Origin of the sequence: Streptomyces sp. SDr-06 (genome assembly GCF_003324565.1) — a bacterium.
Taxonomy (GTDB): domain Bacteria; phylum Actinomycetota; class Actinomycetes; order Streptomycetales; family Streptomycetaceae; genus Streptomyces.
Map to the genome: position 1 here is coordinate 179,764 of NZ_QOLA01000007.1, position 13,379 is coordinate 193,142.

14 protein-coding genes are annotated in these 13,379 nt (G+C 72.0%); 6 read left to right on the forward strand and 8 right to left on the reverse strand.

The features are described 5' to 3' along the window. Nucleotides 1-94 precede the first annotated feature (94 nt). Complete coding sequence (locus DT019_RS17510) at nucleotides 95-1,033, reverse strand: GDSL-type esterase/lipase family protein (RefSeq protein WP_114037751.1); 939 nt, start codon at nucleotides 1,031-1,033, stop codon at nucleotides 95-97. A 199-nt stretch (nucleotides 1,034-1,232) separates the two neighbouring features. Continuing rightward, nucleotides 1,233-2,879, reverse strand: coding sequence for an FAD-binding oxidoreductase (locus DT019_RS17515; protein WP_317617771.1), 1,647 nt, complete (start codon nucleotides 2,877-2,879; stop codon nucleotides 1,233-1,235). Nucleotides 2,880-3,237: 358 nt separating this feature from the next. On the opposite strand from DT019_RS17515, the gene DT019_RS17520 reads away from it, so the two are divergent. Together DT019_RS17520 and DT019_RS17525 are read left to right on the forward strand one after the other, a co-directional pair. Next, nucleotides 3,238-3,651 (forward strand): cytidine deaminase, encoded by a 414-nt coding sequence (locus DT019_RS17520; protein ID WP_114037753.1) that lies wholly within the window; start codon nucleotides 3,238-3,240, stop codon nucleotides 3,649-3,651. Between the two features lie 73 nt (nucleotides 3,652-3,724). After that, nucleotides 3,725-4,240, forward strand: a complete 516-nt coding sequence (locus tag DT019_RS17525; RefSeq protein WP_223279630.1) for a hypothetical protein — start codon at nucleotides 3,725-3,727, stop codon at nucleotides 4,238-4,240. 74 nt (nucleotides 4,241-4,314) lie between these two features. Here DT019_RS17525 and DT019_RS17530 read toward each other — a convergent pair whose 3' ends face one another. The 4 genes from DT019_RS17530 to DT019_RS17545 form a co-directional block, all read right to left on the reverse strand. Continuing rightward, nucleotides 4,315-5,244, reverse strand: coding sequence for a metallophosphoesterase family protein (locus DT019_RS17530; protein ID WP_223279631.1), 930 nt, complete (start codon nucleotides 5,242-5,244; stop codon nucleotides 4,315-4,317). Further along, entirely contained in the window at nucleotides 5,241-5,582 is a 342-nt protein-coding gene (locus tag DT019_RS17535) for a cupredoxin family copper-binding protein (protein WP_223279632.1), read from the reverse strand. The genes DT019_RS17530 and DT019_RS17535 overlap by 4 nt, the downstream gene beginning before the upstream one ends. Before the next feature lie 225 nt (nucleotides 5,583-5,807). Beyond that, nucleotides 5,808-6,509: a Rieske (2Fe-2S) protein gene (locus tag DT019_RS17540; protein ID WP_114037756.1), complete on the reverse strand. Its 702-nt coding sequence runs from the start codon at nucleotides 6,507-6,509 to the stop codon at nucleotides 5,808-5,810. 2 nt (nucleotides 6,510-6,511) lie between these two features. Then, nucleotides 6,512-7,099: an RNA polymerase sigma factor gene (locus DT019_RS17545; RefSeq protein ID WP_114037757.1), complete on the reverse strand. Its 588-nt coding sequence runs from the start codon at nucleotides 7,097-7,099 to the stop codon at nucleotides 6,512-6,514. A gap of 168 nt (nucleotides 7,100-7,267) precedes the next feature. On the opposite strand from DT019_RS17545, the gene DT019_RS17550 reads away from it, so the two are divergent. From DT019_RS17550 to DT019_RS17565, 4 genes are all read left to right on the forward strand, one after another. Beyond that, nucleotides 7,268-8,104: an MOSC domain-containing protein gene (locus tag DT019_RS17550; protein ID WP_114037758.1), complete on the forward strand. Its 837-nt coding sequence runs from the start codon at nucleotides 7,268-7,270 to the stop codon at nucleotides 8,102-8,104. A gap of 57 nt (nucleotides 8,105-8,161) precedes the next feature. After that, a complete protein-coding gene (locus DT019_RS17555) occupies nucleotides 8,162-9,064 on the forward strand; it encodes an NADP-dependent oxidoreductase (RefSeq protein ID WP_114037759.1) in 903 nt (300 codons plus the stop codon). A gap of 316 nt (nucleotides 9,065-9,380) precedes the next feature. Next, complete coding sequence (locus DT019_RS17560) at nucleotides 9,381-10,007, forward strand: class I SAM-dependent methyltransferase (protein ID WP_114037760.1); 627 nt, start codon at nucleotides 9,381-9,383, stop codon at nucleotides 10,005-10,007. Nucleotides 10,008-10,038: 31 nt separating this feature from the next. Continuing rightward, nucleotides 10,039-10,539, forward strand: coding sequence for a DinB family protein (locus tag DT019_RS17565; protein ID WP_114037761.1), 501 nt, complete (start codon nucleotides 10,039-10,041; stop codon nucleotides 10,537-10,539). A 120-nt stretch (nucleotides 10,540-10,659) separates the two neighbouring features. On the opposite strand, the gene DT019_RS17570 is transcribed toward DT019_RS17565, so the two are convergent. Further along, entirely contained in the window at nucleotides 10,660-11,634 is a 975-nt protein-coding gene (locus tag DT019_RS17570) for a pyridoxal-phosphate dependent enzyme (RefSeq protein WP_114037762.1), read from the reverse strand. Nucleotides 11,635-11,787: 153 nt separating this feature from the next. Next, complete coding sequence (locus tag DT019_RS17575; RefSeq protein WP_223279633.1) at nucleotides 11,788-13,329, reverse strand: M23 family peptidase; 1,542 nt, start codon at nucleotides 13,327-13,329, stop codon at nucleotides 11,788-11,790. Nucleotides 13,330-13,379: the final 50 nt, after the last annotated feature.

Here is a 13,379-nt window from a genome sequence, read left to right on the forward strand (position 1 = left end):
ACCTCCTCGGCCCCAGTGAATGGCTTGTCACCGTGTCAAGGTCAAGCACGGCCAGCGCATAGCCGCCGCGCCCACCCCGCTCAGGGTGCCGGGGTCAGCGCCGCAGGGCGCTGATGTGTGCATGGATCAGCCGGTGTCCCTCGGGAGTGGGGTGCAGGCCGTCGACGAGCAGGTCGGCACGCTTGTGCAGGGGCTGCCACAGGTCGAGGTGGTCGACATGGTTCTCCTCGCACCATGACCGCGTCGTCTCGCGCAGGGCTCGTGCGCGGGCCTCCGTGAAGCACAGGCCCTCGTAGTCGTCGGTGCGTGCTTCATCGAGCCAGATCGGGCCCACGACCACGAGCCGGGCGTTGTGCGCCAGGGCGGTGGCGGCCAGGGAGGCGAGGCATTCCGTGAGCCTCGCCAAGGAGTCGGTGCCGTCCTGAGGGGCCGTCACCGGCACGGCGGAGTCGTTGATCCCGGCGGCCACCAGGACGGTGTCCGGCAGGCGAGGAGGCAGTACGCCGGGAGTCTGCTCACTCACGTCGAGCAGGGTGCTGCCCGGGATGGCCAGGTTGAAGACCCGGTGCTCCGTCTCGTTCTCCGCGATGTGCTCCGCCGCCAGGTGCGCGGCCCATCCGCCCCGCGGGTCGCAGCGGCCGTACGCGATGCTGTCGCCGACGATCACGATGCGTGCCGCCGAGCGCAGCGGGTTCGCGTCCAGGTAGGCCCAGGCGCTCGTCCCGCAGGAGAGCCGCACCCGGCGGCGGGCGTAGTCGTCGACCTCGTAGGCGTCGGCCGCGGCGAGTTCCTCGTCGGTGAGGTGCAGGACGCCGCCCTCGACGACGGCGCCGTGCCGGCGGCGCAGGGTCAGGTGCACGTCGAGGCCGCTGGTGGCGATGACGGCCGGATCGGTGATGGGCAGCGGGCTCGTCGCGTACCCGGTCAGCGACGCGGGAGAGCAGGGCACGGGCCGGCCGAAGAGTGCGATCTGCACCTGCTCGTCCAGCAACGTGCCGAAGGAGAACAGGGTGTGCGGGCGTGACTCGGACACTGGGGGTACGCGGCCTCTCTTGCAGGGTCTGTCGCCTCACCCTAGCGGCTGACCTGGGCCGATGCCCCGGCCGTCCCTGGCCGCGGGGCGTTCACGACGGCACGGCGTGCCGGCGGTCGGCCCGATCACGGCAACCACCCAGCTGGCCTGCGTTGAGATGATGGTCGGCTTCCAGGTCCCCTCGACCCCGGTGTCGTGGTCAGCCGGACGGGCGGATCGACAGGGCGTGGTGGAAGACGTCGCGCGGGTCCCACCGGGCCTTGACCCGTTGGAGGCGCGGGTAGTTGTCCTTGTAGTACAGGGTGTGCCACGGGACGCCGGAGGTGTTCCACTCGGGGTCGGCGAGGTCGGTGTCGGGGTAGTTGATGTAGGAGCCGTCGCTGACCGCGCCGGGGACCGGGACCCCGCCCGTGTCGGCGTACACATCGCGGTAGAACTTCCGGACCCAGTCGAGGTGGGTGGCGTCGTCGGCCTCGTAGGTCCAGATCGACTGGTAGACGGCCTTCATGATCACGTCGCGTTGGGCGACGGCGGTGGCGCCCGGTGGCACCGACCTGACCTCGCCGCCGTAGCCGATGAGCAGCATGCCGCCGCTGGGCGTGCCTGTGTCATTGGTCAAGTTGCGGTGTACGGCCGCGAGTTGGGTGTCGGTGAGGGAGCGGTGCAGGTAACCGGCCTTGATCTTGTAGCGGCGGGTGCCGACATCGCCGGGCTCGCCGGTGCCGGGCCAGGTCGTCGAATGCAGCCAGGGCAGCGTCAGCCAGGTCTCGGCGCCTTTGACGCTGTCCGCGTACACCGCGTCCAGGAACTCCCGCACCAGACCCCGGGCGTTGGGGATGCCCGCGTCGATCTGAACGGTCATCAGGAAGCCCTGGGCCTTGCGGTGCATCGGGATGAGGATCGCGTACAGCCCCGCGTACTTGGATCCGGGCGCGCTGTTGCGTTCGTGCCACGTTCCGAAGTTGCGCAGCAGCGCGGTGAACGCCTGGGGCGTCATCCTGTCGTCCCAGGCCCAGGTGACCAGGCAGCCCAGCTGATCGCTCGGTGCGGCGGGCAGCAGCTTGGAGGGGTCGCTCCCGCTCGCCCCGGGGGAGCGCAGCCAGTACCGGGTGACCACCCCGAAGTTCCCGCCGCCCGCGCCGGTGTGCGCCCAGAACAGATCCCGGTGCGGATCGTCCGGCTCCCGCGTGGCCACCACCGCGCGAGCGGTGCCCTCCCGGTCGACCACCACCACCTCCACGCCGTACAGGTGGTCCACCACCGAGCCGTACCGGCGCGACAGCGGTCCGTACCCGCCACCCGCGAAGTGACCGCCCGCTCCCACCTCCGGGCAGCCGCCCGCGGGAACGGTCACTCCCCAGCCCTTGAACAGCGTCCGGTACACGTGCCCGAGCGTGGCTCCCGGCTGCACCGTGAACGCACCGCGCGCCGCGTCGTAGCCCACCGCGTCCATGGGGGACACGTCCAGGAGCATGCGCACGCCAGGGTCGGCGGTGAAGTTCTCGAAACAGTGGCCGCCACTGCGGACGGCGACCCTGCGCCCGGACCGTACGGCGTCCGCGACCGCCCGGACCACCTGGTCGGTCGAGCCGACCACCCGGATCTCGTCGGGCCGCCCGACGAAGCGGAAGTTGTTGCCCCGCAACAGGCTGTCGTACCGGGCGTCGCCGGGCCGGACCGTCACCGGACCGAACCGCGTCGCTTCCGGTGCCGTCGTGTCGTTCTCCGCCGCGGCCGCCGAAGCCGCGGGTCCGACCAGGCCGGCCGCCGCACCGCTCGCGGCCGCCGCGCCCGCCGCCGCCAGCAGCCCACGCCGGTTCATCGGGCTGGGATCCGATCTGTTCAACACGACCTCCTGTCCGGTGCCGGTCACCACGACCGGGCCCCTGTGCGAGTCGTCGACGCTTCAGGAACGGGGCACGGGGGGACCGTCCCCCGGCATCCACCCCGAGCGCCCCGGGGGCGGAGTGCGTGCGGTCTCATGTTGTTCTGCATGACGCATGACAACCCCCGTGTAACTAGCCGTTCCTGACGGTTCATCATGCCGTAGCGCGTGCCTCGACCCAACCCGCGGGGAGCCACATTTCACGCCTCAGGGAGGGGAACGCGGGGCGGGTCGGCAGCCTCTCTCGCCCGGGAATTGCGCTTGCGGAGTCCCCGTCACACCGGTCAGAGTCACCTGACCCCACGCGAAGGCAGAGAAGATGACCACCCAGCCCCATCCCGTCGACCACGAACTCATCCGGGCCGCGGCCGAGGTCGCGCGTACGCGCTGCCAGGGCGACAACCACACCATGGCGGCCGCCGCTCGTTCTCGGGACGGACGGATCGTCACCGCGGTGAACGCTTACCACTTCACCGGAGGGCCCTGCGCCGAGCTGGTCGTCATCGGCACGGCAGCCGCCCAGGGCGCCTACGACCTGGAGACGATGGTCGCCGTCGGCGACCGTGACCGGGGGGTCGTCCCGCCGTGCGGCCGCTGCCGCCAGGTTCTTCTCGACTACTTTCCCGCCCTCGAGGTCATCGTCGGTGCGGGTGACCGGCTGCGCAGCGTCCCCGTCGCGGAGCTGCTGCCGGAGTCCTATGTGTGGGCCGATCACCAGCTCGACGCCGACTAGTCCACGCCACTCGGCACGCTCCCGATGGTGTCGGGACGAGCGGGCTCACAGGCTTATCGGCCATACTGCGCCCGTGGAGCAGCGAACAGAACACCAGTACATGCCCCTGGCCGGTGCTGCGACGGACCCCGCCTACATCCCCGGCCTGGTACCGCCGCGCGTGGATCCGCCGGCGGCGGAGCCGTCGGCGGCCGAGGCCCCGGAGCCGGACGCCGTCCTTGAAGAGGGCGAGGAGGCTGCCGGGACCGGGATCGTCGAGGACGCGGAAGCCTCCGAGTCCGATGCCCAGGACGCGGAATCCGGGGCGGAGGACGGGCCCGTGTGCGAGATGTCCGACCGTCAGGGGTCGATCCGTCTCGACCGCCGGGGAGTCAGGCTGCGGCTGGCCGACGAAGAGGCCGACTTCCGCTGGGACGAGGTGAGCGCGGTCGAGTACCGCACGCCGCGGTGGACGCGCCGGTTCGAGATCGTGGTGTACACGTCGAACCAACGGTGGTTCTCCCACGATGTGACGGCCGCCGACCGGGCGGATCTCACGGTGTGGAGCGAGCAGCTGGACGCGGTGCTGGACGCCTACTTCGAGGACTGACACGACGGGTCGGCCGGGGAACGAGCTGCCCCGGCCGAGCCGTTCGGTGTGCCGGGCGCCGACGGATGCCCGTCTCAGGTCAGCGGGCGGTCCAGCACGGCCGGCGCCTTGTCCCCCCGGTGGTATCGCACCTCGCGGATGCCGAGCGCCTGGCGCAGTTTCCCGGCGGGCAGCGTGACGGGAGCGGGAGCCGGTCCGTCGCCGGGATGGGGCAGCGGGTAGGCCGTGGTCGTGGCGCTGTGGAAGGTCACCTGGCCCTCGACCCTGCTGAACAGCTGGTGCACATGGCCGTTCAGACAGGTCACGGACGAGAAGCGACGCAGATGCGACAGTGCCTGCACGGCGTCGTCGGTCCCCCAGCCCCAGGCCGGGTACATCGCGAACAGCGGGATGTGGCTGAAGACCACGATCGGGGTGTCACTGGACAGTCCGGCCACGTCCTGGCGCACGAAGTCGAGCTGCTCCGTGCCGAGATGGCCGAGGTTCTTCAGATTGAGCGAGTTGACCAGGGCGATGACGTGCACGCCCTTGATGTCGAAGCTGTACCAGCCGTCGCCCCGGCTGCCCGCTCCGAAGGCGGCGCGGTATTTCTGCCCCGAGTCGTCGAGGGCGTCGTGCTCCCCGGGCACGGTGTGCGTGCCCCCGCTGTGCAGGCCCTTCATCATCTGCTTGACCTGGTCGAACTGGCCGGGTGTGGCCAGGTGGGTCAGGTCTCCGGTGTGCATCACGAAGTCGGGCCGCGTGGGCAGGGAGTTCACATGGTCGATGGCGCGGGCGAAGGAGCCCGTGACGTCGGTGTTGGCCGTGCCGCGGAAGCCGAGATGGCTGTCGCTGAGCTGGACGAACGTCAGAGTGTCCGGGCCGTTCTTCGACTGTCCGCCGGACCCGGCCAGGTGGCTGTACACCTCGCCGCCCGCAACGCTGAGCACGACGGCGGAGCCGAACCAGGCGGAGTGACGCATTAGTTGACGTCGCGTCATGTGCGGTCCGAGCCGGGCGGTCATGGCCGCACCACCACGGTGCCGTGCATGAAGGGGTGAATGGTGCAGTAGTACGTGTAGGTCCCCGGCTTGGCGAAGGTGTAGCGGAAGACCCCGCCCGTGTCGAGGGGCGAGGAGTGGAAGGGGCCGCCGTTGTCGGCGGAGACGGTGTGCGGTTCCTCGTCGGCGTTGGTCCAGGTGACCGTGGTGCCCGCCGGGACGGTGAGGGTGCCCGGGGTGAACGCCAGGTTCTTGATGGCGACGGACGTGCCCGTCGAGGACGGTGCGGGAGCGGCGGGGGAGGGCATGCCCCCGCCGCTCCCGGCCGTGAGGGAACCGTCGTGGGCCGTCGACGCGGGCATACCGGGCATGTTGGTGCCCCCGTTCCCGGTACCCGTCGACGCCCCGCAGGCGGCCAGCAGCGCCAGTGCTGCCACCGCGGCGGCCAACCCACCACCCCGCCGCGCGACCCTGCGCCGGACCCCAACTGCTCGCATCGGTTCCCCCGTCCGCCCGCCGGTGAGGCGGGCCTTCGTTCCGGCCCGCCTCCGGTGCGGGCCGTCTGCCGGCCCCGCTGCTCGCGGGGCTCACTCAGGGATAGCCGGCGGGGTTACACCGCCGGCGGCCGGTACGTACACCTGCACCGCGTTCTCCGTCTCCCGCACGGCGATCCGGGGCAGCGGCGGCAGCGGCCGGTCGAACTGGTGGCGCACCACCTCCCCGGAGAGCGCGAACACCGAGTTGTGGCACGGGCAGTCCAGCTGTCCGGCCGGCCGGTCCAGTACGAGGCGGCAGCCCTGGTGGGTGCAGACTCCCGAGACCGCGCGCAGCCTGCCGTCGTGCCGCGTGACGAAGCCGGTCACGGTTCCGGTGTCGAAGGCCCGCACCGCGCCGTGCGGCAGCTCGGAACTCGCGGCCACGGTGTGCCAACTCCCGTGCTGGGGCTGGAGCGTCGACGCCTGTGGTGGCGACGGGGCCGGGTGGTCCCGGAGCATGGTGTGGTCGGCGAGGACCCCGGCCGCGGCGGCCGCGGCGGCGATCGACGCTCCCCGCACGAACCGTCTGCGCGTCCCGCCCGCCGAGGCGCCGGGCGGCTCGTCCAGTTCCGCGGCCAGCCGTTCGCGCAGGGAGGTCACGAACTCCTCGCTCGGGGCACCGGCACCGGGCCGGGCCGCCCGCAGGGTGATCGCCGTGGCGAGTTCCTCGGCGTCCTCGGGGCGCGCCCGGAACGGTTTGGGGCGCCGTGAGCGCAGCAGTGCCTCGACGTACCGCTCGGCCTCTTCGTCCACGGTCAGCCCTCCTTCTCCGCCAGCCGGGCCGCCACCACGGCGGCATGCCGCAGGGCGCGGTGCTGGAGCACCTTCGCGTTGCCGACGGTCACGCCCAGTTCGGCGGCCGCCTCCTTGAGCGAACTGGCGCCCAGGAAGCGCAGTTCGAGGATGCGTCGGTAGCGGTCGGGCAGCCCATCGAGGATGGCGCGGGCCCGGCGCGGCGCGTCGGAGGGCACCTCCTCGGCGTCCGCCTCGTGCTGCGGCAGCTCCTCGGGCAGGCGGGTGACCTCCAGGCCGAGCACCCGGCGCCAGTGCGTGGCGAGCACGGTGCGCGCGGTGGCCAGCAGGTAGGCGCGGACCTCGGGCACGCTCGCCGAGGTGCGCAGCGGCCGCAGGGCGGCGAGAAAGACCTCGGTGGTGAGGTCCTCGGCGTCCGCGCGGTTGCCCACCTTGGCGTACATCACGCGGTAGATCCGGTCCACGTTGTCCCGGTAGATCGCCTCCCAGTCGGCGTACACCTCGTCGCCGACCAGGCGGAGCCGGGACGCGCCCGGCTCTCCGCGCGCACCCGGCCCACGCCCGGGCTGTTTCGACCGGCGCACTCTCATGTCCCCCCGCTCCGGCTCACTCGCCGACGGGCCGAGGCCCCCATCACCTACCAGTAGGGGCCCGGGTTACAGGGTTGGGGAGGGCCCGCGCGGGAACTCCCGCCACGGGCCGGATGCGGTCCTCCCGTCGGCCGCGAAAGAGGGGAGTGGGCCCCATACTTGATCGTCATGGGGACTGTGACGGCGTTGTGGCGGTATCCGGTGAAGTCCATGCTCGGCGAGGCCCTGGAGTCCGTGGGGGTCACTCACGCGGGACTGTCCGGGGACCGCACGCACGCGGTGCTCGACGAGACCGGCGCGATCGGCAGTGCCAAGCATCCGCGCAAGTGGGGGCGCCTGCTGGACTGCCGCAGCCGGGTGAGCGGCGGCCGCGTCGAGGTGGAACTGCCCGATGGCGTGGCTCTCGCGGCCGGGGACCATGAACTGGACGTCCAGCTCACCAAGTTGTTGGGCCGTCAGGTCCGTCTCACGGACAGCGCTCCGGCGGACAGTGCGCTGGAGCGCGCGGTACCCGAGTACGAAGGCGGCGTACCGGACGCGCTGCGCGCGACGGCGTCCGTGGACGGGACGGGCGAGGAGATCACCACGGGCAGGGTCGCGGCGGGAACGTTCTTCGACTTCGGCCGGGTCCACCTCCTCACCACGTCCTCACTGGCCCGGCTGCGGAGCGTCTGTCCGGACGGGGACTTCGATCCACGTCGCTTCCGTCCCAACGTCGTCGTCGACACCGGTGACGAACCGGCCTTCGCCGAGGACGGCTGGCAGGGCAATCGGCTGCGGGTCGGAGAGGCGCTGTTCAGCGTGCTCGTCCCCACGCCCCGCTGTGTGGTCCCCACGCTGCGCCATGACGAGCTGCCACCCGACCCCCGCATCATGCGCGCGACAGCCCGCGAACACCGCGTACCCGTCTTGGACCTGGGTCGGCTCGCCTGCCTCGGGGTGTACCTGGAGGTGCTCGAACCCGGCACGGTCCGGGTGGGTGATCCGATGACGCGAGAGGACTGATACAGACTGTCGCATGCACAGGCCGCGGGGCGTCTGTCGTCGAGATCGGAGTACGTGGTGAAGGCAGTTGGTTTCCACCGGTTTGGGGGCCCGGAGGTCCTGGAGATGATCGAACTTCCCGACCCGCGTCCGGGGCCCGGCCAGGTACGGATCGCCGTGCGGGCCGCGGGCGTCAACGCGAGCGACTGGAAGAAGCGCCAGGGCCTGATGGATCGGGAGCTTCCGCAGACCATGGGCTACGAGGCGGCGGGCGTCATCGACGGGCTCGGCGAGGGTGTCGACGACGTCGCCATGGGCGATCGTGTTTTCGGCTTCTGCGCGGAGGGAGCCGCCCAGGCGGAAAGGGCGGTGCTCTCCCACTACGCGCCGATCCCGCCCTCGCTCGACTTCGCCGATGTCGCCGCACTGCCGGCCGCGATCGAGACGGCCACGCGCGCGCTGGACCAGCTCGGCGTCTCGAACGGCGACACCCTGCTCATCAACGGCGCCTCCGGAAGCGTCGGCAGCGCCGCGGCGCAGTTCGCGGTGGTACGAGGTGCTCGCGTGATCGGCACCGCCGGTCCTGCGAACCACGACTACCTCCGCTCCCTGGGTGCCGAGCCGGTGACCTACGGTGAGGGCCTCGTCGAGCGGGTCCGGGCGCTGGCACCCGGCGGCGTCGACCTGGCGCTCGACGTCGCGGGGAGCGGGGTGCTGCCCGAGCTGGTCGAGCTCGCCGGCGGTGCCGGACACGTCATCACCGTGGCCGACTTCGGCGGCGCGCGGGAGCACGGGGTGAGGTTCAGCCGTGGGGATTCAGGGCGGGCGGTTCATGTGATCGCCGAGATCGGCGCATTGATCGAGTCGGGCCGGTTCTCCCTCCCGGACACGCGGACCTTCCCGCTCGACGAGGTGGCCGAGGCCCACCGGCTGAGCGAGCAGGGCCATGCGCGCGGGAAGATCGTCCTGCTGATCGGCTGAGGTGGCGTCGGGCAGGTGCTCCGGCCGAACACCCGGACCCCGGTGACGAGTTGGCGTCCGTGGCCCCGGCGGTGCCGGGTCCACGGGCGCCCCTGGCCACGTTCGACGCCGCAGGGCGGGTGCCGTTGCGGCCCGGCGTGCAGGGCCCTCAGCCGGGCAGTGCGCATCGCTGCTCCCGGCGTGAGGCGGCGTCGTCGGACGCGGGCGTACGCCTGCGTTAGGGCAGCGAGCCCCACCTTGCCGGAACCGCAAGTTTTCGTGCCACCAGGCGGTGGCCTCGCGACACTGGGCGCACATTCCGACTTGAGGAGTCCCGATGAGCGCCACTGCTGCGGACACGTACTGGGAAGAGATCTACGCGGGGCGGCCGGCGGCCACCGACCCGCGCCCCAACCACCGTCTCGCCGAGATCGTCACGGGCATGCCGCCCGGCGACGCGCTCGACCTGGGGTGCGGCGAGGGCGGTGACGCGCTGTGGCTCGCCCGGCAGGGCTGGCGGGTGACCGCCGTCGACATCTCGGCGGTCGCGGTGGCGCGGCTCGCCGGGCTCGCCCGTTCACGTGACCTGGAAGGGCGCGTGCTCACCGAGCGGCGCGACCTGCACGAGTCCTTCCCCCGGGGCGCGTTCGACCTGATCTGTGCCCACTATCTGCACACCCCCTTCGACCTGGACCGGGCAGGGGTCCTGCGGGCCGCGGCCCATGCGCTGCGCGTGGGCGGGCGGCTGCTGGTCGTCGACCACGGTTCGACCGCGCCCTGGTCGTGGAACCAGGGCCAGGGCGTGCACCACCCGACGCCCCACGAAGTCGCCGCCGGCATCGATCTGGATCCGGCGATGTGGACGGTCGAGCGGGCCGACATGCCTCGTCGGCTCGCGACCGGGCCGGGCGGGCAGACGGCCGAGGTGACCGACCACGTCCTGCTCGTCCGCCGCACCGCCTGACCGTGCTGCTCTCCCACAACGGAGCCCCCTCATGCCCACCCCCTTCCGTCGCGACCGCCGTTCCGACAGCCCGCCACCGCGCACCGGAACCAGCGAGATGGAGGTCCTGCGAGGCTTCCTCGACTACCTGCGGTCGTCGATCGCCGCGAAGGTCGACGGCGCGCCCGAACCCGAGGTGCGCACCGCCAAGGTGCCGTCGGGTACGAACCTCCTCGGCCTGCTCCATCACCTGACGTTCGTCGAGAGCGCGACGTTTCTCGGGGAGCAGGTCAGGGACTGGCCGTCGACGTTCCACGCCGCGGCGGGGGACGACGTGGACGACGTGGTCGCCCGCTACCGACGGACCGTGGCGCGCGCGAACGAAGTCCTCGACGGATGCGCCGACCTGGGCGCCCCCGTGCCCCGGCCGCGTCCCGCGGGTCCCGCCCCCAGTGTCCGCTGGGCCCTGACGCACATGATCGAGGAGACCGGCCGCCACGCGGGCCACGCGGACATCCTGCGCGAACTGATCGACGGTGCTACGGGTCGCTGACCCCGGGGCCGTCGGGTTCCCGTCGCCTGCGGGGCGAGCGACAGATGGCGGTGGTCGGTCCCGAGGACCGGCCACAACCCCGGCCCGGCAAGGCCGTGACGGCATCACTTGGGCGTGCGATCAGGGCCCCGTGCGCAGCGCCTGGCCCGCGCGATGTGCCGTCTCGGCGTGGCCGAACAAGCCCGGGAGGCCGCCGGTGTGGAGCAGGACGGTGCGTTCCCCTGGGCGGATGTCGCCGTCACGCACAGCGGCGAGCAGTCCGGCGGCCGCGCGGCCGGTGTACACCGGGTCCAGCAGCACGCCCTCGGTGCGGGCGACGGTGTTGATGGCGTCGAGGACGGGTTGGTGCAGCACGGCGTAGGCCTCGCCGACCTGGTCGGCACGGACCCGCAGTGCCTCCGCGGGCTGTTCGCGGCCGGTCAGCTCGCTGACGAACGCGGCGGCCGTGCGGGCGGGCTCGGGCAGGGCGCCGACGTCGACGCCCAGGACGCGGGCCGGGCCGAGGGCGGCGACCAGTCCGGCCATGGTGGCGCCGGAACCGAGCGCGGTGACGACGTGGCGAAGGTCGGGCTGCTGGGCCAGGATCTCGCGGCCCGCCTCCAGGTAGCCGCGCGCACCGAGCGGGCTGGAACCGCCGAACGGTACGAGGTAGGGGCGGGCGCCCCGGTCGCGCAGGACGGAGCACGCCTTCTGTGCCTCCGCGGTGAGCGCGGCGGCGCCGGAAGCGCCTTCGGCCCATACGATGCGGGCACCCAGGAGGGCGTCGAGCAGCAGATTGCCGCCGACCGGGGGCGGGCTCGCCGGGCCCGGCATGACCAGGACCACGGCGAGGCCCGCGCGCGCGGCGGCGGCAGCGGTGAGCCGGGCGTGGTTGCTCTGCGGGCCACCGGAGGTGACCAGGGTGTCCGCACCCTGCTCCAGAGCGTCGGCGACCAGCCACTCCAGCTTGCGTACCTTGTTGCCTCCAGCGCCGAGCCCGGTCAGGTCGTCGCGCTTGATCCACAGGTCGTCCGCGCGCAGCCCGATGGCCTCGGCCAGGCGCGGCGCGCGCTCCATGGGTGTGGGCCACGCCGCCAGCGTCACCTTCTCGGGCATTCCACAGCTCCTCGTCCAGGTCGGGGGCGGGCGGCACCGGCTCTCGCTCGGACGGCCACCTCCAGCTGCCTCACCCTTTCACACCGGGACAGGCGACTTCCGTGGCCCTCGGCGGCTCGTGCCGACGGCCACGGAAGTCCCGCACTGGTGGCGTTAGTTGACCGCGGGGCCGGAATCGTTGAGGTAGGTCCACTCGGACCAGGTGTTGAAACCGGTCTGCCAGCGGTGGTGGACGCCCGCCTGGCTGGTGCCGAACACCTCGATGCGGCCGTCGGCGTTGTTGGCCGCGCCGATGTCGCTACCGCCCCCGCCGAAGGTCTCCCACGGTGCGTACGGAGCGTTGGCGCTGGTCTGCCAGGTGTGGCTCGCGGTGCTGGCGTTGATCGCGAACACCTCGACCCGTCCGTCGACCGACGGCGAGGCCGTCAGCTCGGCGTTGGTGATCCCCCCGGTGCCCGCCCACTCCGACCACGAGGTCGGGCTGGTCTGCCAGCGGTGGAAGACGCCGGTGGCGTTGGAGGCGAAGACCTCTATCCGGCCGTCCTGGTTGTGGCTGACGGCCACGTCGTGCCCGCCGCCGCCGAAGTTCTCCCACGTCGACCAGGTGCCGTTGACACCGGTCTGCCAGAGGTGCCCGAACGTCGCGTCCGACAGGGCGAACACTTCGAGACGGCCGTCGGGCGCGGTCTCCATGGCGAGCCGGGAGTTGGCCGGTCCGCCGGTGCCCTCCCAGGTGGCCCAGCCGCCGCTGGGCGCGGTCTGCCAGCGGTGGAAGACGCCGGTGGCGTTGGAGGCGAACACCTCGATGCGGCCGTCCGCGTTGTTGCCCGCGGCGAGGCGGTATCCGCCGGTGCCGAAGTTCTCCCAGCCGGACCAGCCCGCGCTGGGCCCGGTCTGCCACATGTGGTCCAGCGTGGAGTCCGACAGGGCGAAGAGTTCCAGCCGGCCGTCGGCGTTGGAGGCCACCGCCAACTGCGCGTTGCGCGGGCCGCCTTCGAACCGCCACGGCGACCAGGCGCCGTTCACCGTGGTCTGCCACGCGTGGTACACCCCGTCGGCACCGGCCGCGAAGCTCTCCAGGCGCCCGTCCGCGGACCGCCCGGCCACCACCCGGCCCGGGGCGTACGGGTGCGGCCGGGGCCCGGAGTCCTCGATGATGTTGTTGTAGCGGAGCGCCTTGTAGTCGCCGTTGGGGTGGCCGTCGAGCGTGGCGTTGTTGATGTTCGCGTGGAAGTGTCCTGGCGGCGCGACGCCGCTGCTGCCGCCGCCGAAGCTGTAGTAGGAGAAGCCGCCCTGGTCGTCCTCCCACTGGTGGAAGATCAGCACATGGTCGCGGAACGAGTTGAGGACGTCCCCCGCCCGCAGCTCGTCCCGTCCGATCTCGTGCGAGAACGACGGTATTCCCTGCGTGTTCGGATTGGCGTTGAGATGCCAGGCCATGGAGACATAGCCGGAGCAGTCGGTGCGGTAGTCGAAATCGCCGCCGGGGCCCGGGGCCGAGCCCTGCTGGTTGTACGGAGGGTGTTGGTCCACCCAGTACTGGGCCCGCCAGATCACCTCGCCGCGGGTGATCGGGCCACCGCGGTCGGACGAGGCGGTCGGCTGCGCACTGGCGGGCGTGACCATGCCAAGCGTGAGCACGCCCGCCAGTAGCGGCAGGATCAGTCGTGTGAACAGTGATCTGTAGGGCTTCACGGGGGCTTCTCCGTTCGTCGGCGACCGACGGTAGAGAGCAGCGATGAAAT

What these genes read in the sequence shown, in the direction of transcription:
- DT019_RS17520 (WP_114037753.1), top strand. Translation starts at nt 3,238, where the DNA reads ATGACCACCCAGCCCCATCCCGTCGACCACGAACTCATCCGGGCCGCG.
- DT019_RS17530 (WP_223279631.1), bottom strand. Translation starts at nt 5,244, where the DNA reads ATGACCGCCCGGCTCGGACCGCACATGACGCGACGTCAACTAATGCGT.
- DT019_RS17535 (WP_223279632.1), bottom strand. Translation starts at nt 5,582, where the DNA reads ATGCCCGCGTCGACGGCCCACGACGGTTCCCTCACGGCCGGGAGCGGC.
- DT019_RS17545 (WP_114037757.1), bottom strand. Translation starts at nt 7,099, where the DNA reads ATGAGAGTGCGCCGGTCGAAACAGCCCGGGCGTGGGCCGGGTGCGCGC.
- DT019_RS17550 (WP_114037758.1), top strand. Translation starts at nt 7,268, where the DNA reads ATGGGGACTGTGACGGCGTTGTGGCGGTATCCGGTGAAGTCCATGCTC.
- DT019_RS17560 (WP_114037760.1), top strand. Translation starts at nt 9,381, where the DNA reads ATGAGCGCCACTGCTGCGGACACGTACTGGGAAGAGATCTACGCGGGG.
- DT019_RS17565 (WP_114037761.1), top strand. Translation starts at nt 10,039, where the DNA reads ATGCCCACCCCCTTCCGTCGCGACCGCCGTTCCGACAGCCCGCCACCG.
- DT019_RS17570 (WP_114037762.1), bottom strand. Translation starts at nt 11,634, where the DNA reads ATGCCCGAGAAGGTGACGCTGGCGGCGTGGCCCACACCCATGGAGCGC.